Origin of the sequence: Halalkalibaculum roseum (assembly GCF_011059145.1) — a bacterium.
GTDB classification, from domain to species: domain Bacteria; phylum Bacteroidota; class Rhodothermia; order Balneolales; family Balneolaceae; genus Halalkalibaculum; species Halalkalibaculum roseum.
This window is the reverse complement of the sequence record NZ_JAALLT010000002.1, coordinates 869,911-890,814: the sequence shown is the minus strand read 5'-3', so window position 1 is coordinate 890,814 and position 20,904 is coordinate 869,911. Positions and strand designations below refer to the sequence as shown.

Sequence of the window (20,904 nt, the reverse complement as noted above, 5' to 3'; positions counted from 1 at the left end):
TTGATAATTAGGATCGTAATTTAGCTGAATAATTTTTATCCAGTGCCTTAAGTACCTTTTCAATTATAGGTTCTACTTCGTTGATAGTCAATGTTTTATTTTTATCAACGAAGGAGAGACGGAAGGCAAGACTCTTCTTGTTTTTACCTAGAGATTCGCCCTCAAATACGTCAAAGATGTCCAGCTCTTTTAGTGAATCGCTGGCATGCTCTTCGATGGTTTTTAACAGCTTGCCAGCCGGGACATCCGCGTCCACAATGACGGCAAAATCAAAGTCAAATGAGGGGAATTTAGGTACCGGTTCGTAACCTTTCTCTTCAGCACTTTCCAGGGCTTTTGACATTCGGCTTAGTGAAATCTCAGCCGTGAAAGCAGGTTGTTTGATCTCGTAGACCTCCAGGAGTTGCTCGTCTACTTGGAACAGCCTTCCGATCGGTTTGTCATTTATAGAATAATGCAGTTCGTTTCCCTCCTGGGAAGTATTAATTGACTCTTCAGGAACAAACTGTTTAAGGAAGCTGTGCAGTGAAGCTTTCAGGTCAAAAATGTCGTATAATTCAGGTTCCGTCTTCCAGTGGTCAATATGTTTGAAGCCTGCCAGTCCCATAAGCAGGTTGGTCTCTTCCTGAATATTATGGTGATAGGTTCCCGACTTGGCTTTTTCAAATACGTTACCCACTTCAAAGAAGCGAACACCCTTAGCATTTCTATTGAAATTATAGGCTACCGATTTTAGGAATCCATACAACAGGGAAGGGCGGAGAGTAGTCATATCGGTAGAGATGGGATTCAATGTATGAATCATTTCATCCAGATCTCCGAGTAATTCAGCATCTTTATCAGGCATCAATGAATTGCTATAGATCTCTCTAAAACGAAGTCCGCTGGCAGTTCGCTTGGCCTTGGATTTAAGTTTTTCCCAGTCATTAATAGGTTCGGGTGAGGTAAAGCGCGTATGTTTCGGAGCTTCAATATTATTGTAGTCATATAGGCGACCCACTTCCTCAATAAGATCGACTTCACGTTCCAGGTCGGGACGGAAGGTTGGGATACGATAGTGTATGGCATCTTCACTTCTATCAAGCTCTTCAAGTTCCAATCCATTCAGGAGGGTATCAATTTCTGCAATGTCAAATTCAGTGCCAAGCAGGCGGTTTACATAGCTTTTGCGCAGGTTTAACTCCCGTATTTCAGCTTTTTTGGGATGCACATCACTGCACGTTTCCTCCATATTACCGCCGGTCAAATCGGCAATTAGTTTTGCAGCGTGTTCAGCGGCTGTACGCTGCATTTCCGGGTCGATACCCCGCTCAAAGCGATAGGAAGCATCGGTTTGCAGAGTTTGTTCCTTGGCTGTCTTCCGGATAGTACCGGGATCGAAATAGGCACTTTCCAGCAGGATGTCGGAAGTGTCGTCACTGACTTCCGAATCTACACCGCCCATAATTCCGGCAATGGCTACCGGCTCTTCTGCATCGCAAATGAACAGTGTACCCGGTGAGCAGTCTCTTTTAACATGATCGAGTGTTTCAAAGCTAATTTCTTTCTCATAATCCCGGACGATGATCTGGTTGCCCTTTAAGGTATTCATGTCAAAAGCATGAAGAGGCTGTCCCATTTCATACATTACGTAGTTTGTTGCATCTACTACGTTATTGACGGGACGAACCCCGATGGCTTTCAAACGATCTTTTAGCCATTTGGGAGATTCCTCAATGGTAACATCTCTGATAATCTTTCCCACGTACCGTGGACATTTCTTCGGGTTTTTTATACTTATTTCAAAATCTGAGAGCGAACCTTGATCCTCAAATTCTGTTTGATAGGGTTTCTTTAAATCCAGATTAAGTGCTGCAGCCAGATCACGGGCAACTCCGAGGTGACAGGTCGCATCAGGGCGATTGGGTGTAATAGCAATATCAAATATGTAGTCGGTATAGAGATCAAAAATTTCATTGACCGGTTTGCCTATCTTCAGGTTCTCGTCAAGAACCATAATGCCATCATGGTCGGTACCGAGTCCGAGCTCATCCTCTGCGCAAATCATGCCTTTCGATTCTTCCCCACGCAGTTTGGCCTTTTTAATTTTGAGATTGCTGCCATCTTCCAGCTTAACAGGGAGTGTTGTTCCTACTGTAGCTACCGGTACTTTTTGTCCTTTGGCAACATTGTCTGCCCCACATATGATCTGGAGCTTTTCAGAACCGGTATCAACCTTACAGATGCGTAGGCGGTCGGCATTCGGGTGATCGCTTACGTCAAGAACTTCACCTACTATAACCCCATCCAGCGAGGATCCGTATTCTTCTACGCTTTCTACTTCCAGCCCGATAAGCGTAAGTTTCTCTGCTGTCTCTTCAGGGCCCAGTTCAAGGTCAATAAAATCTTTAAGCCAGTTATAGGATATGTTCATTATTCGATAACTCTGTATTTAAACTTTCAAAAAATATCACTACGGTTCCTGCCGCAGGCTGTAACTTGATTTACTTAAATTGCTCCAGGAATCGTATATCATTGTCATAAAAAACGCGGATGTCATCCATGCCATGTCGAAGCATGGCAATACGTTCAACGCCCATGCCCCACGCAAAACCGGTATACTTTTCCGGATCGATGTCAACGGACTTAAAGACATTGGGGTCAACCATACCGGACCCAAGAATTTCAAGCCACTTTCCGCTTCCATCGGTTTCCCACCAGATATCCATTTCGAGGCTGGGTTCTGTAAAAGGAAAAAAGCCTGGACGGATGCGGTATTTTACATCGGTTCCGAACATCAGGCGGGCAAAACTGATCAGTGTCTCCTTTAAGTCTGCCACGCTTACATCAGTATCCACATACAGGGCTTCAACCTGGTGAAAAAGAAAATATGATTTTGGAGTTACCGCTTCGTTGCGATATACCCGGCCGGGCATGATGGCACGGATCGGGGGTTCCTGTTCTTTCATCAGGCGTATCTGAACAGGGGAGGTGTGGGTTCGGAGTACAAGATCCTGCTTTTCAGGGTCATCGTACTTCTCCACAAAAAAAGTGTCCTGCTCATCCCGCGCAGGGTGGTTCGGCGGGAAATTCAGGGCGGTAAAATTATGAAAATCGTCCTCAATTTCGGGCCCGTCTGCAATGGTGAACCCGAGCCGGTAAAAGATTTCCTTCATCTCTTCCAGGGTCTGCGTAAGCGGGTGGTAGGAACCCATAGGTAGTGGGGGAGCAGGCAGTGTAATATCATCTGTTGCCTTTTGTGTTGTTTCCTGCCGGTTCTTCAGCCTTTTTTCAGCTTCTTCGTAAATTTTCTGGGCGAGGTTTTTTACCTCGTTCATGGCTTTTCCCACTTCGGCTTTCTTTTCATTGGGCACTTCGCCCATTCTCCCGAACATGGCTTGAACTTTGCCTTTTCTAGATAAATACGTCAGTCGAAACTTTTCCAGTTCCTCCTCATTGGAGAGGGTATACTGCTTGATTTCATTTTTGAGGGACTCTATATCTGAAAGCATTTACTGGATATTTCTCAGTGGTTAATTAGGGTATTTGTTGTTGCACAGGAAATTAAGAATGACCGACCTGCGAGGGTATAGTAAATCAATCGTTTCCGATTTGTTGTCAAGGTCAAAACTATAGAAATGGCTTATCTCCATCAATAAAAAAACCGACCCCGTGATTTACGGGACCGGCTTATATGATACGCATTACACCCTAGCTTTCTGCTTCTTTAACAAGGGCTGTAAAAGTCTCTGGATCATTGACGGCAAGATCAGCGAGGACCTTACGGTTGATCTGAATATCTTTCTTTGAGAAGGCTCCCATCAGCCTGGAGTAGGTGGTACCGTTTTGACGGGCAGCTGCATTGATACGTGTGATCCAGAGTTTTCTAAACTCACGTTTGCGAACTTTACGATCGCGATATTGATACTGCATCGCTCGTTCAACCGCATTCTTCGCAACGGTGTACACATTCTTACGTCTGCCCCAGTAACCTTTCGCCTGCTTAAGAATCTTGCGGCGACGGCGACGGGAAGCCACATTATTTGTAGATCGTGGCATTTTGTCGAGTATTTAAGTGTTAATGATTAATTTAATTAGCTCTTATAAGGAATCATCTTCTTGACATTCTTTTCCTGGGTCTTGTCGACCGTGGTATCTTTGCCAAGTTTACGCTTCCTTTTGCTCGTTTTTTTAGTGAGGATATGGCTTTTGCCAGCTTTCTTACGCTTTACTTTACCGGAACCGGTAACTTTGAAACGTTTTTTCGCCCCACTGTTTGATTTCATTTTTGGCATAAGTGAAACACCTACTTGAAATTTCTTAGAATTAAAAGGCCTTGAAGATATGAATAATAACCTTCAGATTAAACTGAGATCAAAGAATTATTTGAAGACACTAATTACGTTGATATGGCCTTTACGAAGAAACCATAGAAGCCGGCTAGATATTCAATACCTTTTTATAAAGATGTAATTAGTGCGAAAAGGTAAATCAGCGAAATATGTGATCAGTTTTTCTTACTGGGCGATAGCATCATAATCATGCGTCGTCCTTCCATATTGGGCTTGGATTCAATTTCACTGACATCCTCAAGCTCTTCGGCCAGATCTAGTAGAAGCTCTTTACCGCGTTCGGTATAAAGCATATCACGTCCCCGAAACTGAACGGTAGCTTTAACCTTGTCGCCGCCTTCCAGAAATTCCCGGGCATGCCGTGTTTTAAACTCCAGATCATGGTCATCCGTATTTGGACGGAATCTCAACTCTTTAACCTGAACGGTATGCTGCTTTTTCTTGGCTTCTTTCTCTTTCTTCTTTTTCTCGTACATGAACTTTCCGAAATCGATCACCTTACAAACCGGCGGCTTGGCATCGGGAGCCACCTCTACCAAATCGAGATCGTAGGATTCTGCAATCTGTATGGCACGATCGATAGGCACGATTTCGTGCCCCTCATCCGGCTTTATCACCCGGACTTTAGATGCTCTTATTTCATCGTTAACATTAGGGCGATCGTCATTGCCCCGTGGTCGTCTTCTTCTTCCGATAAGTAACCTCTATTATTTTATTATGTGTTATCGTGTGTAGGATTCTTTTTAGAATCAATCTCTTCGGTGAGATTAGAAATAAATTCAGAAAAATCAAAGGTTCCGATATCGCCTTCTTTGTGCCTTCTAACGGATACCGTACCGTCTGATTCCTCTTTATCTCCAACTATTAACATATATGGAATCTTGCTCGTTTCAGCATCGCGTATTTTAGCACCGATTTGTTCGCTGCGGTCGTCTACCTGTACGCGGATATCGTTTTCTTTTAATTCTGCGGCACATTTATAGGCATATTCATTGTGATCATCGGAAATAGCAATAATTTTTACCTGGGTAGGAGCCAGCCAGACCGGAAAATCACCGGCAAAATGTTCAATTAAAATACTGACAAAGCGCTCCATGGAACCGAAAGGAGCCCGGTGGATAATAACAGGACGATGCTTATTGTTATCAGAACCGATATAGGTCAAGTCAAATCGCTCAGGCATAACATAATCTACCTGAACAGTGCCAAGCTGCCATTTTCTGCCGATGGCATCCCGAATAATAAAATCTATTTTAGGTCCGTAAAAGCTGGCCTCTCCACGGGCTACGGTGTAGTCCAGACCAACTTTATCTGCAACTTCCTTGATTTCTTTTTCTGCTCTGTCCCAGTATTCCGTCTTTCCGCCATACTTTTCATCGTTATCATCCCGGAAAGAGAGACGGATATCTACGGGCATGTCAAAGGTCCCAAAAACAAGTTCAGTCAGGTCAATGCAATTCTTAATTTCATCCTTCAATTGCTCATGGGTGCAATAAATGTGTGCATCATCCTGTGTAAAACCCCGCACTCGTGACAAACCGTTAAGTTCACCGGACTGTTCATATCTATAAACACTGCCAAATTCAGCCAGACGAACGGGCAGGTCTCGATAGCTGTGCAGTTCATTGTCATAAATTCGGTGATGGTGAGGGCAGTTCATCGGTTTTAGCAAATACTCTTCATCATCAACCTCAATGGGATTGTATTGGGAGTCTTGGTAGTAGGGGTAGTGGCCTGAAGTTTTATATAGCTCCAGGTTACCGATATGGGGTGTAATAACCTCCTGGTACCCTCGTTTTTTCTGTTCTTCTCGCAAGAACTCCTCCAGCTTCCGGCGAATCACGGTTCCATTGGGCAGCCAAACGGGTAATCCCTGACCAACCATCTGATCCATCATATAGATGTCGAGTTCTTTGCCCAGCTTCTTATGATCACGCTTCTTGGCCTCCTCGACTCGTTCCAGGTATTCTTCAAGCAGTTTTTGTTTCGGAAAGCTGATTCCGTAAATGCGGGTCAGCTGTTCACTGTCTACATCTCCGCGCCAGTAAGCTCCGGCGAGATTGGTAAGCTTCACAGCTTTTACATCGCCTGAATTCGGTATATGAGGTCCGCGGCATAGGTCGGTAAACTCTCCTTGCTCGTAAAAGGTGATGGTACCGTCTTCAAGATCTTCAATCAGATCGACTTTATACTTATTGTTCCGATCTTTATAAAAAGAGAGTGCCTCTTTCTTTGATACTTCACGGCGCCGGAACTCAGATTTCTTTCGGGCCATTTCAATCATTTTCTTCTCTATCTTCTCTAGATCACCATGACCCACAGATTGATCCCCAAAATCGATGTCGTAGTAGAAGCCTTCTTCGATGGGCGGACCGATACCGAATTTTGCTTCGGGATACAGTTCCTGCACGGCCTCTGCAAGCAGGTGAGCGGATGAGTGCCAGAATGTGTACTTGCCGTCTTCACTATCCCATGTATTGATGGTGATGGTGCCATCCTCTTCCAAAGGACGATCGAGGTCTATGATTTCACCGTTAAATGTAATACTGAGAGCCTGTCTGGCCAGCCCTTTAGAGATAGATTCAGCTACTTCATAGCCGGTTACTTCTTTATCAAAATCTTTGGTACTTCCATCCGGGAAGGTAATCGTAATTTTATCTTTTGCCATCAAGTTCCGGTGGTACGGCTTTAATATTGTTTATATGATTAATTCAGAGCCCGTAAAGATATAAAAAAACGAGTAGAGGGTCAGGTGAAATCGGGTAAATTTTCTATCTGATTTAAAAAGGTGATGAGCACTTTTTGCAAAACGTATATTCGTTTTGTCGTTTTTGTAAATCCCACATAATGTAGGATTTCAGCCTACCTGTTTCGACGCATTTTAACTACAGCAACATTCAGCCAATCCCTTTCCGGTTATCACAGCTTACCGAATTACTATGTATTGAATCTTAAATCTGAATCAAAGGTGACAAACATGCTTAAACAAATAACCCCAATCATGCTGATTCTTCTGCTGGGTATCTATGCTCAACCATTTGCACAACAGACCGGACAACAGCAAATGCAGCAACAGATGCAGCAAATGCAAAATATGATGCAGCATATCAATCAGTTGATGGAACGAACACAGACAATGACTCAGGAAATGAGCCGGAGAATGGAGCAAAGCAAAAACGAGACCATACGCAACCAGTATCAGATGACCCATCGCATGGGTGAACAGCTGGGTATGGTACTGGGTAACCTGAAAAATGCCGCCGAGCGTTGCAATTTGATGCTGCAAAACCGCGAAATGATGCAGGATGAGGAGATGAAACAAGATATGGAACGTTTGAGAACTCGCCTGCAGAATATGACCGGACAAATGGACGAAGCCGTAATGGCCATGGAACGTATAAACAAACGTCTCAGAGCGATGGAATCCACCGGCAGCTAAGATTATACCGGGATGTGAATTCGAAAATTCTCCAATCACAGAATCGACATAGTGCGGTGTTTGCGTAAGTGAATTGGGTTAGGATTGAAAACACTATTCTTGAACAAGAATAGTGAGTGATTCAGATCTGCCATTGAGTACTGTGATGAACCGTCGATGTAAATCGGAACCGAATAAGTTAAGTACAAATCAAGTAAACGACCTATGAGAATCCATTCCCGTTATTGCAGCAGCCTGAAAAGGAAGCTTCGTCTGAAAAGAGTAACTATACAAACAGTTAATTGAAAACAAAGAAACAAATACGGTGATCATCATGAAACAATTACTCTATACAGGTCTGGCTTTTTTGGTCGCCCTGTCAATAGTACCTGATCTTGCTATAGCCCAGCAAAAAGGTAACAAGATGAAAAAGCAGATGTATTCCAGAAATTTTGATGCAAACAGTATGGAAACCATAGAAGGGGAAGTGGCGGAAGTAACCATACAGACCGGAAACAACAATATGGGGACACCCGGCGTGCATATCGTGGTAAAGACAAAAGAAACAACAATACCTGTGCATCTTGGACCGGTTTGGTATATGGAACAACAGGAATACTCTTTCGAAAAGGGTGATAAGGTTACGGTTTATGGTTCACGTATTACCTATGACGGCGCACCTGCAATTATTGCCGTGAGAGTGAACAGGGGAGACATGCTTTTACAATTACGTAACAGGCAGGGAATACCGAACTGGAGAGGATGGAGAATGGGAAGCGGAAGGATTAATTGATGGTTTAATCCGTTTCATAAAATGGATTACTGCTTTATGTGCTTGGAATGTGATTCCTCCAGCTATCAGGTGTAGGGTTTTACATTACAAATAAGCAGTAATTTAAACTACAAATCCTTCAGTTTGGATAATCCATATTGGGTTACATATGCATTTTCCGGCATTATTGAGTGAAATCTGTAGCCTAATATTAAAATTGTACTACCATGAGTAATGAAACAAGTGATCTTGAAAAAGTGGTTAAGCTGTGGCTTAGTGGATTAGCTCTATTTACTGCAGGTATGGCAGTTCTTGCCATAAACAGGACGGTTCATGGACTCAAGAGGTATCGCCGAAATTATAATCCTGACTCCGTTACGGAATTTACCGGTCATGTGGTAGAAGTATTTTATTCCAAGGAGAGCAGGCATGATACACGTGGCGTCATACTGTTTTTAGCAGACGAAGAGGAGGTCATGGAGGTACATTTGGGTCCGTCTTGGTATATCGACCGCCAACTTAGACATATTAAGATTGGTGAGGAGCTCACTGTTAGCGGTTCCGTAATCGACTTTAAAAACCAGGAGATCATGGTTGCCCGGATTCTGAAGAGGGGCAAAAACACATATCAATTAAGAGATGAAGAAGGCTCACCTTACTGGGATAGTAAAGTGAACTGATAAACCAATAATAACTAATCTTCATAAATATGAATGCGGCACATTACCATTTATTGATCAATCATGTACCTATACTGGCATCATTTTTCTCAATTGCAATTCTGGTTTGGGGCATTACGGCCAAAAGCCGGTCCATAAAAAAAGTTGCCCTCGTCGGTTTTATTGTGGCAGGAATATTTTCCATTGTGGCATTTCAAACCGGTGAATCTGCGGAAGAAATTGTAGAAGACTTGCCTACGGTTTCTCATGATATCATCGAAGGTCATGAAGAGTCGGCCGCTACTGCTCAATGGCTGACGATAATATTGGGTGTAGGCGGTATCGTGGGACTGTATATGGTTTCAAAATCAACGAAGGGAGTGAACACATTCATGTGGGTATTATTGGTTTACAGTTTGGTTGCTGCAGCTTCACTTGGGTATACAGCTTATGAAGGAGGTCAGATCAGACATACCGAATTGAGAGAAAATACAACCATTTCTTCTGATACGGAGGCAACACTTGGCAGGGAAGCTGAAAACGAAATAGAAGGTGAAGAAGAGGACTCTCACTGAGAACTCTTCCGATACCATGGAAGGACAATAAGATCATTATGTTAACAATGTAATGAATACTCCTTCATGGAGGGTGGTATTCTGCCTTGCGGTAAATATTAGTGGATTTGGCTATTTATGGGAAAAGTATAAACACCACAAACAATGAGGCCGTTATGAATGACACAAAAAAAGAGGTAAAGTGGTACGAACCGTTACCGGGTGATGAAGAGAAGGGTGAAGTTCACGATGAAAAGGTGAAAAGATCAACCGTGGGACCGGAAGAAAAGGAGGAGGCCGGGGTAAACTTAAAAAAATTTACAAGTGAGTTTGATTATTGGTTGCACGCCATTGCGGTGGAAATGGGCCGGGAAGATCGCCCGGACATCGCTTTTCAGGCCCTGCGAAGTGTTCTGCATACCATCCGTGATCGATCTACTCCAAGTGAGGTATTTGATCTATCAGCCCAGTTGCCGCTTATGGTCAGGGGGGTGTTCTTTGAAGGTTATAATCTAAAGGATAAACCCGAGAAACTGGATGCTGATGAGTTTCTGGAAACCATTGAGATGGGCTTTTTCGGGAATACCTCGATAGATGCCGAAGTTGCCTTACAGGCTGTGCTAAAGCTGCTCTATCAAAAGATCAGTGAAGGTGAGATGGAGGATATTTACAGCGGTATGCCAAAAGATATCAAAGAGCTATGGAGGAATAGCCTGAAAAATTGAATTGAAAGAATAATACAATCTAAAAAAAGGTACCGGTGACTGCTATGATGAAACAATTGAAGGAAAGAAACGGTAATACTATTGAAGCGATTACAAAAAAGTTTACAAAAGGCACTATGAAACGAGAAAAATATATTGAAAAACTGACCCGCCAGCTTAAAGATTGGGACAAAGAGTTGACGGAACTCGAAAAGAAAGCAGGGGATAAGTATTCTGACTTGAAAAGCAAGTTTGCTCAGAAAATGGAGCAGACAAAAAAGAAACGCGATGAGCTGCGTAAAAAGTTGAGCAGGCTTGAAAAAGCCGGGGAAGAGGTTTCCAAAGATCTGAAAAATGATTTTGAAATCCTCTGGAAAGATATCAAAGACGGGATCGCAAATATGAGAAAGCAGCTGAAGTAGGGTATTGGTTTTTTTATGTGTGAAGTGAAAAGGTAAAAGGGAGAAGGAAGGTTGGCAGTGTGTCTGTAACAGTGAACAGTAATCTGAGCGCGTATCACCGCGGAGCGGGAATTGCATGCTCCCCCGCAGAGCGGAAGGCTAAGTAAAATAAAGTTCGTTCTCGTCTCTTCTCATCGATCGCTCCGTGGTCTATGCCGCACCGGACGCTCCGTGTCCAGTACGAATAAATTGAATTGAAAGATGTTTTCAATCCCTGGAATAGTGGCCTAAAACGGGAGTACTCCAATGGAGTGTATGTGGCACAACTCCCTCGGTGCCAGAAATAAATTTGTTCGGTCTATTCAAAATTGACACCTTTTTCCAGCATCCAGCATCCAGCATCCAGCATCCGTCTTTTCAATCGATTCGATCTATGCTCTCGACTTTTTTAATCTTGACCTCCAGGTAAAATTCTTCTTTCTCAGAAATGATGTGACCCTCCTGAACTTCGAATACGTCGCCTGCTCTTAGGGGACTGTCCAGATCATCCAAAATGTCATTCAGGTCAGAAGAATTGCCTCCTTCGCTTTCCCAGCGCAGCAGATCCTCCAGGTATTCTTTGAGATGGGATGACTTATCCAGCTTTACTTTTAATGTCTCATACATAATGAATCCTTTGCATTAAAATTAAATGTAACCTTCAATTACTTACTTCCCAATCTAGCTGTAATCTTCTCCCGGGAGTTCGTACTCAAGAGACGGATCCATGGTGCCTTCCTTCAGGAATTTACTGTACCAGGTCACAGCACCTTTTGCCACCTGTTTCATTTTTCCTGGTTCTTCAATCAGATGTGAAGCACCGGGCACTACCATAAGCTGTTTGGTGCAATGCATGTTCTTAAACGCTTTGCGATTTACTTTGAGCGTGTGGAAATCCAGTTCACCGACAATCAGCAGGGTTGGGCATTTCACTTCTTTTAGCTCTTCGTCTTTGACAAGATCTAAACGTCCGCCCCTGGATATCACGGCTTTAATCATGGAATCAAGTTTTGCGGCTGCCCGCAGTGCCGTTGCAGCTCCGGTACCCGACCCGAAGTAGCCCAGGTCTAAATCGGTATACTCCGAATGCTGATAGATCCAGAGAGTGATACTGACAAGGCGCCGGGTGAGCAAATCCATGTTGAATCTTTTTTCATAATCCTCTTTTTCATGATTACTCATCAGGTCAAATAGCAGGGTACCGAAACCTGCCTTGTGCAGCTCTCTGGCTACCATATTATTTCGTGCGCTGAAACGACTGCTGCCGCTGCCATGGGAAAAAATGATAAGGCTTTCCGCTTTTACAGGAAGGGAGATTTCGCCTTCCAGGTAAAAATTTTCAACCGGGAGTTTTAGAATTGATGTATACATGGCTGAAATCGTTAGGGTGAAGATTTATTTGTGAATTCTTTTACAGAATGTCTTTTAGTTGCTTCATTCTCCCATGAGTACCAGCAACGGTAGCTTGCTATAAAAGCCTAACTCTTTAGAGTGATTCCTGCTAAGTAGTTTGGAGAAGAAAGGCTTTTTATACCGCACCATGGTAATTAATGAAGTGGTCTTAGTTTCAAGGAAATCTGCCACTCCGGCTATGAAATTGTTCTGAATGACCAATTCAAAATCCATATCCTTGTAGTTCAGCTGTTTTGTTACCATATCTATAAATCCGCGATGCATGGTCTCCGTTTTTAAGTTGCGTTCTTTTGCAATATGTAGCACCGTGATTTTGGAGTTGAATAAACCGGCAATATCAGCCGTTTCCTGCAGTGCATTAAGATCTCCATCATTGTAGTCCGTCAGGAATGTAATGTGCTCCAAGCCGTTATAGCCGGAATTTTTGGGTACTACCAGTACCGGTACTTTCGATTGCAGAATGATTTCAGAAGCGTTACTACCGAAGAGCACTTTTTGCAGACCTGTGGCACCGGTTGTCCCCATGACAATAAGATCAGCTTTGCTGAGTTTTGCCTCCTCCAGGATAGCCAATGACACTCGTCCGTTTTGTATGCTGGTATCGATATCCAACTCGCTGTATTCACTGCGTTTTGCTATCTCTTCAAGCTTATCTTTGAAGAGGGTTTTAACTTTACGATTGACCTGTTTTCTGATGTCTTCTAGCATGGGTGCAAAATCATAGGGCTCTTCGATAGTGTGCATCATGGTGATTGAGGCCTTATTACGTTTGGCTAATTCCAATGCGAAAGGCAATGCTTTATCTGAGATTTCCGAGAAGTCGGTCGGTAAGAGGATATGACTGATTTGTAGTGACATAGGTACTCCGCTTTAATTACAGTTTGTATTAGTACCGCACATTGGGATGCCTGCCGGACATTTAGTGACATTAAACCTTCTCTTTTCCTGCTTTTTCTACAATAAATGACCATTTTGCATCGGGATTAATATGGTTTTCAGCAATTTCACTGAGCCCCATATCGCTGGCTTTTTCTTCGCGTAGTGTCTCCAGCAGCAATTCAGCCAGGTCATGACGATTTAACTGTTTGGCATAAGCAATGGCCGTACCGTATCCAGCCATTTCATAGTGATTGATATGCTGCAGAGAAGTAATAATAGATGCGTCACGTACTTCCGGATTTTTGCAGCGCCTTGCCAGCTTCAAAGTCTCGCGGATCAATCCTTTGATACCGTCACAGGATTCGCCTTCGGGTTCTTCTTTCAAAAGTCTGAAAATCTTTTCCAGCCTATCTTTTTGCCGTATGGTTTCCTTGCGGTGATACTCCACAATCTCTTCCAGTTCAAAAGAGTCGGCAAGCTCATCGAGCTTTGGCAAAATCTCGAGCTGCTGCTGTTCTCCGTCATACAGATCCCGGAGCTGTTCCATTAATAGATCATACAGATCAAAAATTTCTACATTTTTCATGATGCGGGCATTTTAAAGTTTATGTTATCAGCTATCATATTCTCTAAGGCTACTTCCATATCATACTCCCGTTGAATAATTTCTTTCATCCTTGTTTGATATTTCTTTTCTGGAGTTTTGGCGCCGGAATTCAACAGTGATTTATACGCTGTTTTCTTACAGGTACTGATTCTTTGAAGAGCAGTAATAATTGCAAGTTCTCTGACTGTTTCATTGCCACACTGTTCGACCAGTTTTTTGGATTCCCGGATGAGTGATTTCATCGTTCGGCAATGATCTTCGAAGTAGGGGGTGTTCCCGTCATCCAGTAACTCCTCCAAGGCTGTTATATGCGACCTGCAGCTGTAAAGATAATCTTGGATCAAATCTTTGAGATCAGGTCGTTCTGCCAGATTCTTGAAATAAAGTAACTCCGTAACAGTCAATACCTCTGCATTGTATAGGTCTTTAAGAACTTCTGTTTGGAATTCTTTTACTGAGGTAATCTTTTCCATAATCGATTTAATTAGGTGTTTTGATTATGGTAAAGAAGAATTACGATAGTATGTCAGAGGCAAAATCGCGCCATGCCCGTACTCCTTAAGACGATAGAAATGTAGGGGAATATACTACTTGGGATCATTCCCTTTTTTGTTATCATGATTTCAAAGAAATGAGTTTACAAAGTATAATATTAGTGCATAAAGAGGGAAAAACTTGCAAGTTCATATGATTTTCAGCAGTATTCCAATAACCTAATTTCTGTCTTTTATTAGCCGAATTAAATTGCTCGTATTATGGGAGACAAACAAAGAGCAGGTTCTAGCATCCTACACTCGCAGAGCTTTTCTGCTGAAGATGTATTGAATAATATCTATCACGCCATCATTGTCACTGACCTTGAGGGAACTATTATTTATTGGAACGAGGGTGGAGAACGTTTGTTCGGTTACAAGAGCGACGAGATCATCGGGAAAAAAGCTTCTATCTTGTACCCCAAAAGGCGGAAGAATAATTTTGTGGATGATTTAGAAAATCTAAATGAGGGAGGTACCATGACCGGCCAGTGGCTTGGCAGGCATAAAAACGGAGCATGGGTCTGGTTGGATATAAAAACAAGGCTGTTGAAAAATCAAGAAGGGGATCCCATCGGCATTGTAGGATCGGCCTGTGATATTGCAAAACAGAAAAAAGCTGAATCCCGCCTGCAGGAGAGCAAGGCTCTTGCAAACGCCATACTTGAAACTACGGTAGAAGGCGTGATTACAATAAATCCCAGGGGTATCATTCTAAGCTTCAACAAATCGGCTGAAGAGATGTTTGGCTACAAAGAAGAAGAGTTGCTCGGCCGGAACATCAAGATGCTAATGCCATCTCCGCATAAGGATCGTCATGATCAATATCTGAAAAACTATCTGAGCACCGGTAAGAAAAAGATTATCGGTACGGATCGGGAGGTAAGAGGAAGGAGAAAGGATGGCTCTACCTTCCCTATGGAACTTTCGGTAAGTGAAGTTAACTGGGACAATCACAAAATATTTACCGGGCTGATTAAAGACCTGACTGAGAAAAGAGAACTGGAACGTGAAATTATTCAAATCAGCGAAGAGGAGAAGCGACGCATAGGACAGGATCTGCATGATGGGTTGGGTCAGATGCTTACCGGTATCGGGCTGATGAGTCAGAACCTTGCCCAGAAAATGGAAGCCAATGGCATACCCGGCTCTTCCGAGCTTAAAGAAATTACAGAAATGATCAAGGAAGCGGATAATTATGCCCGTACGTTATCTCACAGCCTGACCCCGGTAGAAGTTGAGTCAGGCAGCCTAACCGTTTCTCTGGAACAGTTATGTAGGAGGGCTAGAAAATTGTTCGATATTAAATGCAAGTTTGAAGGAAATGGGGATGTTAAAGTGGACAATCAAACTGCGGCCATACATCTGTATCGTATCGCCCAGGAAGCGATAAGCAATGCCGTGAAGCACGGGAAAGCAGATAACATACATGTAAGCCTGGAAAACCTGGATGACAAAATCAGAATGGTTGTGGAAGATGACGGTATAGGTTTTGAAAAAGCAGCCGAAAAGGGTTCAAAAGACGGTTTAGGCGTACACACTATGCGTTACCGGGCACATATGTCGGGCGGGGATCTTCAGATAGGGGAAAGCAGCGATGGCAAAACACAAATCGAATGTCTCATACCTGAATCAGACATTCTGATCAAAACCAACAAATCGGATATCCTATTATGAGTAACGAATATAAAAAACGAATAGTTATTGTCGATGATCATCCCATGATGCAAAAAGGGCTGGCGATGACGCTGGAAGCGGAGCACGGCATTGAGGTGCTAAAGCAATTCAGCCATGCCGAGGCATTTTTGCAGGAGTTCGATACTTTATCTCCGGACCTGGCTATTATTGATATATCCCTTCCCGGGATGAGCGGTCTCGAACTCGTAAAACATCTTTCAACGCTTGACCATGAGCTTAAAATGCTGGTCGTTTCACGTCATGACGAGTCTCTTTACGCAGAAAGAGTTATACGGGCAGGTGCTCACGGCTACCTGATGAAGCTGGAGGCAGGAGAAAAACTGCTTAAAGCGGTCAAGAAAGTATTGAAGGGTGGCATCTATGTCAGTGAAGAAGTCAGCGAAAAATTACTGATGGGCATGGCCAGAGGTCAAAAGGAGATAAACGATTCACCTATCGACCAATTGAGTGACCGTGAACTCGAAGTCTTTGAATTTACTGGCAAGGGTAATACTACACGCGAGATAGCTGAAAAGCTGCATCTTTCGGTTAAAACGGTGGAGTCGTACCGAGCCCGCATCAAGACCAAACTGAACCTGGACAATGCTACCGAATTGATGATGCATGCCGTGAAATGGGTAGAAGGAGAGAACAACAGGAATAGCGAAGTCAATATTGATGTCGAGTGAGGTTACAGGTTAACTTACACCTTATACCCCAAATTTCATTTTTAAAGCCTGATTTTAAGCCCAATGAGTAAGGATACACACCTTTAATCAGGCTTATCTTTCCATGTAGGGATATCCACTAAAACCTATTCTGCCTATCTCCTACACACATCTTGAGAGTCTCACTGAATGTCTTTTCCGGACAAGTTTATTTAATTGATGCTGTACACCAGATGAGAGGTATAATGCCTTTCAGAAAATTCGCAAAACACGGTATAGTATCATGAAAACATTAACCAAATATTCAGATATGTCGCCGCTGGAAGCTATCAAAAGAGATATGGATCTCATCTTCGATGACATATCTCCATTTTCCAGGATACGGCGCGGTAACGGAGGCTTTGGCATGGAGCTGTGGGCTCCGGATACTGATATGAGTGAAACCGAAAACGCATATATACTGACTATGGACCTTCCCGGTCTGAAAAAAGATGATGTAGATGTCAGTTTCACAGATAATAGATTGACAATAAGTGGTGAGAGAAGCCGAGAAACCAAGGAAGAAGATAAAGACTTCATTCGAAAAGAGAGATACCTGGGTAAATTTTCACGGGCTTTCACTATGCCTGCTGACGTGGTGGAAGACAAGATTAAGGCAACATTCAAAAATGGAGTGTTGACTGTTGACATTCCTAAAGCAGAGGTTAAAAAGCCTAAGAAAGTAAGTATTGACTAGGTGAAGTGGCATATCCTTAATACGAGCGATAGAATCAGCCGTGACGGGTTGATTCTATTTTAATTGAAATAATAAATAATAATCTGCTATGAGATATAATACAGGAAAGTTAGACAGGTTGCTGCGCGTTATCACATCCCTCATTATAATTGCTGCCGGCATTGCATACCAGAGCCTATGGGGGCTTATCGGAATCATCCCATTGGTGTCGGGAATCTCGGGATTTTGCCCGCTCTATTCCATTTTTGGAATATCAACCTGTCATTACACTATTGATTCACAAAAATCGGAACGGTTTAACTTATAACCTTTATGACCATGAAAAACAAAGTAGCATTGGTAACCGGAGCCGGGGCTGGAATCGGGCGGGCAACAGCATTGGCATTTGCTCGTGAAGGTGCCAGGGTTGTTATCAGTGATGTTAATGAAGAGGGACTGAAAGAGACCGCCAAGCTGATTGAGGAGAAGGGTGGTAAGACGCTAATCTCAGTCACTGATGTCTCCAAAAGCAAGGAAGTGAAGGAGATGATTGATAAGACACTGAAAAAGTTCGGAAGGCTGGATTACGCCTGTAACAATGCAGGAATTGAAGGTAAATTGGCTGTGACAGCCGAATATACTGAAGAAGATTGGGACAGGGTTCTTAACATCAATCTGAGAGGGCAGTGGCTCTGCATGAAATACGAAATTCCTGCCATTTTGAAGCAGGGCGGAGCTATCGTTAATGTCTCATCCATACTTGGTAAAGTTGGGTTTGCAGAAGCTCCGGCATATACGGCAGCCAAACATGGCCTGAACGGGCTCACTAAAGCAGCTGCACTTGAATACTCCGCTCAGGGCATTCGCATCAACTCAGTATGCCCCGGATTTATTGAAACACCGATGCTGGATAGAGCCGGTATTACTTCCGACAAAGAAGCTAAAGAAAATACAATATCACTACATCCCATCGGCCGCCTGGGGCAGGCAGATGAAGTTGCTGAAGCTATAGTATGGATTGCATCAGAAAAGGCTTCGTTTATTTGCGGTCACACCTTATTGGTGGATGGCGGTTATATAGCAAAATAGAGCTGGAACTAAATTTGTGAGGTAGGCTATGGTTAATCAGCAAAACGGACTAATTCGTTGGTTTGATGATTTGGGAATGGATGATCTTAAATTTGTGGGCGGTAAAAATGCATCCCTGGGGGAAATGGCTCGCAATCTTGTACCTATGGGTATCAATATACCCGACGGGTTTGCCACCACCTCGTACGCCTACCGTAAATTTCTTCAAGAAAATAAACTGGAAGAGCCGATTCGAAAGGAACTAAAGAAATATGAAGAGGGGTCCCAAAGCCTTGAAGACACGGGACATCAGATTCGTGAGCTTTTTCACCATGGTATCTTCCCGATACCGGTAGCGGAAGCTATACGAAAAGCTTATGATAAACTGTGTGAAAAAACCGAGATCAACAACATTGCCGTAGCTGTGAGAAGCAGCGCCACGGCTGAAGATTTGCCGACAGCCAGTTTTGCCGGACTTCAGGAAACTTTTCTGAATGTAAGGGGAAAAGAGCAACTCATTGAGATGTGTAAGGAGTGTTATGCCTCTTTATTTACCGACAGAGCTATTTCCTATCGCTACGAAAAAGGGTTTGACCACCTTGACGTTGCTCTGTCAATCGGTGTACAACGGATGATACGTGCTGACAAGGCGGGATCTGGCGTCATGTTTACCCTGGATACCGAAACCGGGTTTCCCAATGTGGTTTTGATCAACGCTGCATGGGGTCTTGGAGAAAATATTGTTCAGGGTATCATCAATCCTGATCAATACCTTGTTTTCAAGCCATTGCTGGAAAAAGAATCTTTCAAACCGATTATTGAGAAAAAGCTGGGCAGTAAAGAACAAAAGATGATTTATGCATCGAACAGCGTCAGCAGAACCGTGAATGTCCAAACTTCAGCCGAAGAACAGGCCGCATTTGTACTCGAGGATGATGAGATCATACAACTTGCTCTTTGGGCAAAAAATATTGAGGAGCACTACGGCAAACCTATGGATATAGAATGGGTGAAGGACGATAAGACCGATGAACTTTTTATTGTTCAGGCAAGGCCGGAAACGGTTCAGTCGAACGTCTCCGAAAACGAGTTCAATACCTATCACCTGCAGCAAAAAGGTGAAAACCCGATACTGACCGGGATCAGCATAGGCAGCAATATCGTCCATGGCAAAGTGCGCAAAGTAGAGCAAATCAGTGAACTTGAAAAACTGGACGAAGACAGCATTCTGGTAACACAGATGACCGAACCCGACTGGGTACCGGCTCTGAAAAAAGTGAAGGGAATCATCGCCGATTCTGGCGGTAGAACCTGTCATGCTGCTATTGTGAGTCGAGAAATGGGAATCCCGGCCATCGTGGGCACCAAAACAGGTACCAAAGTTCTAAAAGAAGGAAAAGAGATAACCCTTTCGTGTGCGGGTGGAGATGAAGGACAGGTTTATGACGGTCACCTTGAATTTGAGAAGGAAACTATAAATCTGGGTGAACTGCCCGACACACAGACTGATATCATGATCAATCTTGCCACACCCGAATCGGCATTCAAGTGGTGGCGTCTGCCGGCTAAAGGGGTTGGGCTTGCACGTATGGAGTTCATTATCAGCAATCATATAAAGATTCATCCAATGGCCCTCATTCATTTTGACCGTGTGATTGAGGAGACGGCGCGCGAGCATATCAGAAAGATTACCTACCATTACAAAGACAAGCGTGAATTTTTTATTGACCGACTGGCTGCCGGCATTGCCAAAATAGCCGCGGCTCAATACCCTGATCCTGTCATTATGAGAACCAGTGATTTCAAAACCAACGAATATGCTGATTTGATAGGAGGCCGGGAGTTCGAACCTGATGAAGAGAATCCCATGCTGGGTTGGCGCGGGGCTTCCCGTTACTATTCCGAGGGATATAAGGAGGGCTTCGCACTTGAATGCCTGGCCATCAAGAAAGTGAGAGAAGATATCGGCCTAGAAAATGTGATCGTGATGATTCCATTCTGTCGTACCACGGATGAGGCAGACCGTGTATTACAGGAGATGGAAAAAAACGGACTGAGAAAGGGTGAACAAGACCTCAAGGTATACATGATGTGTGAAATACCGGCAAATATCATTCTTGCCGAAGAGTTTGCACGGCGCTTTGACGGGTTTTCCATTGGCTCGAACGACCTGACCCAGCTTGTGCTTGGAGTTGACCGCGATTCTACCGATTTGAATTACCTTTTTGATGAGAATAATGAAGCTGTCAAGCAGTCTATACGAGATGTCATTAAAAAGTCCCATAAAGTGGACTGCCCCGTAGGATTTTGCGGTCAGGCTCCCAGTGATCAGCCGGAATATGCCCGGTTCCTGGTTGACTGTAATATCGATTCCATTTCTGTGAATCCCGACAGTGTTGTGGAAGTACTTAAGCACGTGAGCGAAGCTGAAAAGGCCAGGAGGGAGGTAACTACATAACAGAAGGT

At 43.5% G+C, this 20,904-nt stretch carries 23 protein-coding genes; 12 read left to right on the top strand and 11 right to left on the bottom strand.

All coding sequences use genetic code 11. From position 1 onward, the window contains the following. Positions 1-7 precede the first annotated feature (7 nt). The 6 genes from pheT to thrS all read right to left on the bottom strand — a co-directional run bounded on the left by pheT (position 8) and on the right by thrS (position 6,999). A complete protein-coding gene (pheT, locus tag G3570_RS08165) occupies positions 8-2,413 on the bottom strand; it encodes a phenylalanine--tRNA ligase subunit beta (protein WP_165141075.1) in 2,406 nt (801 codons plus the stop codon). Between the two features lie 70 nt (positions 2,414-2,483). Continuing rightward, positions 2,484-3,491, bottom strand: a complete 1,008-nt coding sequence (gene pheS, locus G3570_RS08160) for a phenylalanine--tRNA ligase subunit alpha (protein WP_165141073.1) — start codon at positions 3,489-3,491, stop codon at positions 2,484-2,486. A gap of 199 nt (positions 3,492-3,690) precedes the next feature. Next, a complete protein-coding gene (gene rplT, locus G3570_RS08155) occupies positions 3,691-4,038 on the bottom strand; it encodes a 50S ribosomal protein L20 (RefSeq protein WP_165141071.1) in 348 nt (115 codons plus the stop codon). 35 nt (positions 4,039-4,073) lie between these two features. Next, complete coding sequence (rpmI, locus tag G3570_RS08150) at positions 4,074-4,274, bottom strand: 50S ribosomal protein L35 (protein ID WP_165141069.1); 201 nt, start codon at positions 4,272-4,274, stop codon at positions 4,074-4,076. 212 nt (positions 4,275-4,486) lie between these two features. Then, positions 4,487-5,026, bottom strand: a complete 540-nt coding sequence (infC, locus tag G3570_RS08145; RefSeq protein WP_165141307.1) for a translation initiation factor IF-3 — start codon at positions 5,024-5,026, stop codon at positions 4,487-4,489. Positions 5,027-5,046: 20 nt separating this feature from the next. After that, positions 5,047-6,999 carry a threonine--tRNA ligase gene (gene thrS / locus G3570_RS08140; RefSeq protein ID WP_165141067.1) on the bottom strand — a complete coding sequence of 651 codons (1,953 nt, stop codon included), beginning with the start codon at positions 6,997-6,999 and terminating at the stop codon, positions 5,047-5,049. Positions 7,000-7,308: 309 nt separating this feature from the next. Between thrS and G3570_RS08135 the strand changes: the two genes are divergently transcribed. The 6 genes from G3570_RS08135 (at position 7,309) to G3570_RS08110 (ending at position 10,860) form a co-directional block, all read left to right on the top strand. Beyond that, positions 7,309-7,770, top strand: a complete 462-nt coding sequence (locus G3570_RS08135) for a DUF4175 domain-containing protein (RefSeq protein WP_249066805.1) — start codon at positions 7,309-7,311, stop codon at positions 7,768-7,770. 313 nt (positions 7,771-8,083) lie between these two features. Next, positions 8,084-8,542 carry a MamS/MamX family magnetosome protein gene (locus tag G3570_RS08130; RefSeq protein ID WP_165141065.1) on the top strand — a complete coding sequence of 153 codons (459 nt, stop codon included), beginning with the start codon at positions 8,084-8,086 and terminating at the stop codon, positions 8,540-8,542. 206 nt (positions 8,543-8,748) lie between these two features. Next, positions 8,749-9,201 (top strand): MamS/MamX family magnetosome protein, encoded by a 453-nt coding sequence (locus tag G3570_RS08125; RefSeq protein WP_165141063.1) that lies wholly within the window; start codon positions 8,749-8,751, stop codon positions 9,199-9,201. Positions 9,202-9,230: 29 nt separating this feature from the next. Beyond that, the gene (locus G3570_RS08120) at positions 9,231-9,755 is read left to right on the top strand and encodes a hypothetical protein (RefSeq protein WP_165141061.1); all 525 of its coding nucleotides are present in this window, start codon (positions 9,231-9,233) and stop codon (positions 9,753-9,755) included. 155 nt (positions 9,756-9,910) lie between these two features. Then, positions 9,911-10,459 carry a DUF2267 domain-containing protein gene (locus tag G3570_RS08115; RefSeq protein ID WP_165141059.1) on the top strand — a complete coding sequence of 183 codons (549 nt, stop codon included), beginning with the start codon at positions 9,911-9,913 and terminating at the stop codon, positions 10,457-10,459. 44 nt (positions 10,460-10,503) lie between these two features. Further along, complete coding sequence (locus tag G3570_RS08110) at positions 10,504-10,860, top strand: sll1863 family stress response protein (protein WP_165141057.1); 357 nt, start codon at positions 10,504-10,506, stop codon at positions 10,858-10,860. A 396-nt stretch (positions 10,861-11,256) separates the two neighbouring features. On the opposite strand, the gene G3570_RS08105 is transcribed toward G3570_RS08110, so the two are convergent. From G3570_RS08105 to G3570_RS08085, 5 genes are all read right to left on the bottom strand, one after another. Beyond that, complete coding sequence (locus G3570_RS08105) at positions 11,257-11,505, bottom strand: hypothetical protein (RefSeq protein ID WP_165141055.1); 249 nt, start codon at positions 11,503-11,505, stop codon at positions 11,257-11,259. Positions 11,506-11,559: 54 nt separating this feature from the next. Next, on the bottom strand, positions 11,560-12,249 hold the full coding sequence (locus G3570_RS08100; protein ID WP_165141053.1) for a dienelactone hydrolase family protein: 690 nt from the start codon (positions 12,247-12,249) through the stop codon (positions 11,560-11,562). 63 nt (positions 12,250-12,312) lie between these two features. Continuing rightward, positions 12,313-13,149, bottom strand: coding sequence for a universal stress protein (locus G3570_RS08095; RefSeq protein ID WP_165141051.1), 837 nt, complete (start codon positions 13,147-13,149; stop codon positions 12,313-12,315). Between the two features lie 70 nt (positions 13,150-13,219). Beyond that, the gene (locus G3570_RS08090; protein WP_165141049.1) at positions 13,220-13,756 is read right to left on the bottom strand and encodes a YciE/YciF ferroxidase family protein; all 537 of its coding nucleotides are present in this window, start codon (positions 13,754-13,756) and stop codon (positions 13,220-13,222) included. Next, complete coding sequence (locus G3570_RS08085) at positions 13,753-14,250, bottom strand: DUF892 family protein (RefSeq protein ID WP_165141047.1); 498 nt, start codon at positions 14,248-14,250, stop codon at positions 13,753-13,755. The genes G3570_RS08090 and G3570_RS08085 overlap by 4 nt, the downstream gene beginning before the upstream one ends. Before the next feature lie 282 nt (positions 14,251-14,532). On the opposite strand from G3570_RS08085, the gene G3570_RS08080 reads away from it, so the two are divergent. The 6 genes from G3570_RS08080 to ppsA all read left to right on the top strand — a co-directional run bounded on the left by G3570_RS08080 (position 14,533) and on the right by ppsA (position 20,896). Beyond that, positions 14,533-15,987: a PAS domain-containing sensor histidine kinase gene (locus G3570_RS08080; RefSeq protein ID WP_165141045.1), complete on the top strand. Its 1,455-nt coding sequence runs from the start codon at positions 14,533-14,535 to the stop codon at positions 15,985-15,987. Further along, positions 15,984-16,676 carry a response regulator transcription factor gene (locus tag G3570_RS08075; RefSeq protein ID WP_165141043.1) on the top strand — a complete coding sequence of 231 codons (693 nt, stop codon included), beginning with the start codon at positions 15,984-15,986 and terminating at the stop codon, positions 16,674-16,676. Before G3570_RS08080 ends, G3570_RS08075 begins: the two co-directional genes overlap by 4 nt. A gap of 262 nt (positions 16,677-16,938) precedes the next feature. Then, positions 16,939-17,391, top strand: a complete 453-nt coding sequence (locus G3570_RS08070) for an Hsp20/alpha crystallin family protein (protein WP_165141041.1) — start codon at positions 16,939-16,941, stop codon at positions 17,389-17,391. Between the two features lie 88 nt (positions 17,392-17,479). Beyond that, positions 17,480-17,698: a YgaP family membrane protein gene (locus G3570_RS08065; protein ID WP_165141039.1), complete on the top strand. Its 219-nt coding sequence runs from the start codon at positions 17,480-17,482 to the stop codon at positions 17,696-17,698. Positions 17,699-17,709: 11 nt separating this feature from the next. Beyond that, positions 17,710-18,459, top strand: a complete 750-nt coding sequence (locus tag G3570_RS08060) for an SDR family oxidoreductase (RefSeq protein WP_249066802.1) — start codon at positions 17,710-17,712, stop codon at positions 18,457-18,459. Between the two features lie 28 nt (positions 18,460-18,487). Then, entirely contained in the window at positions 18,488-20,896 is a 2,409-nt protein-coding gene (gene ppsA, locus G3570_RS08055; RefSeq protein ID WP_165141035.1) for a phosphoenolpyruvate synthase, read from the top strand. Positions 20,897-20,904: the final 8 nt, after the last annotated feature.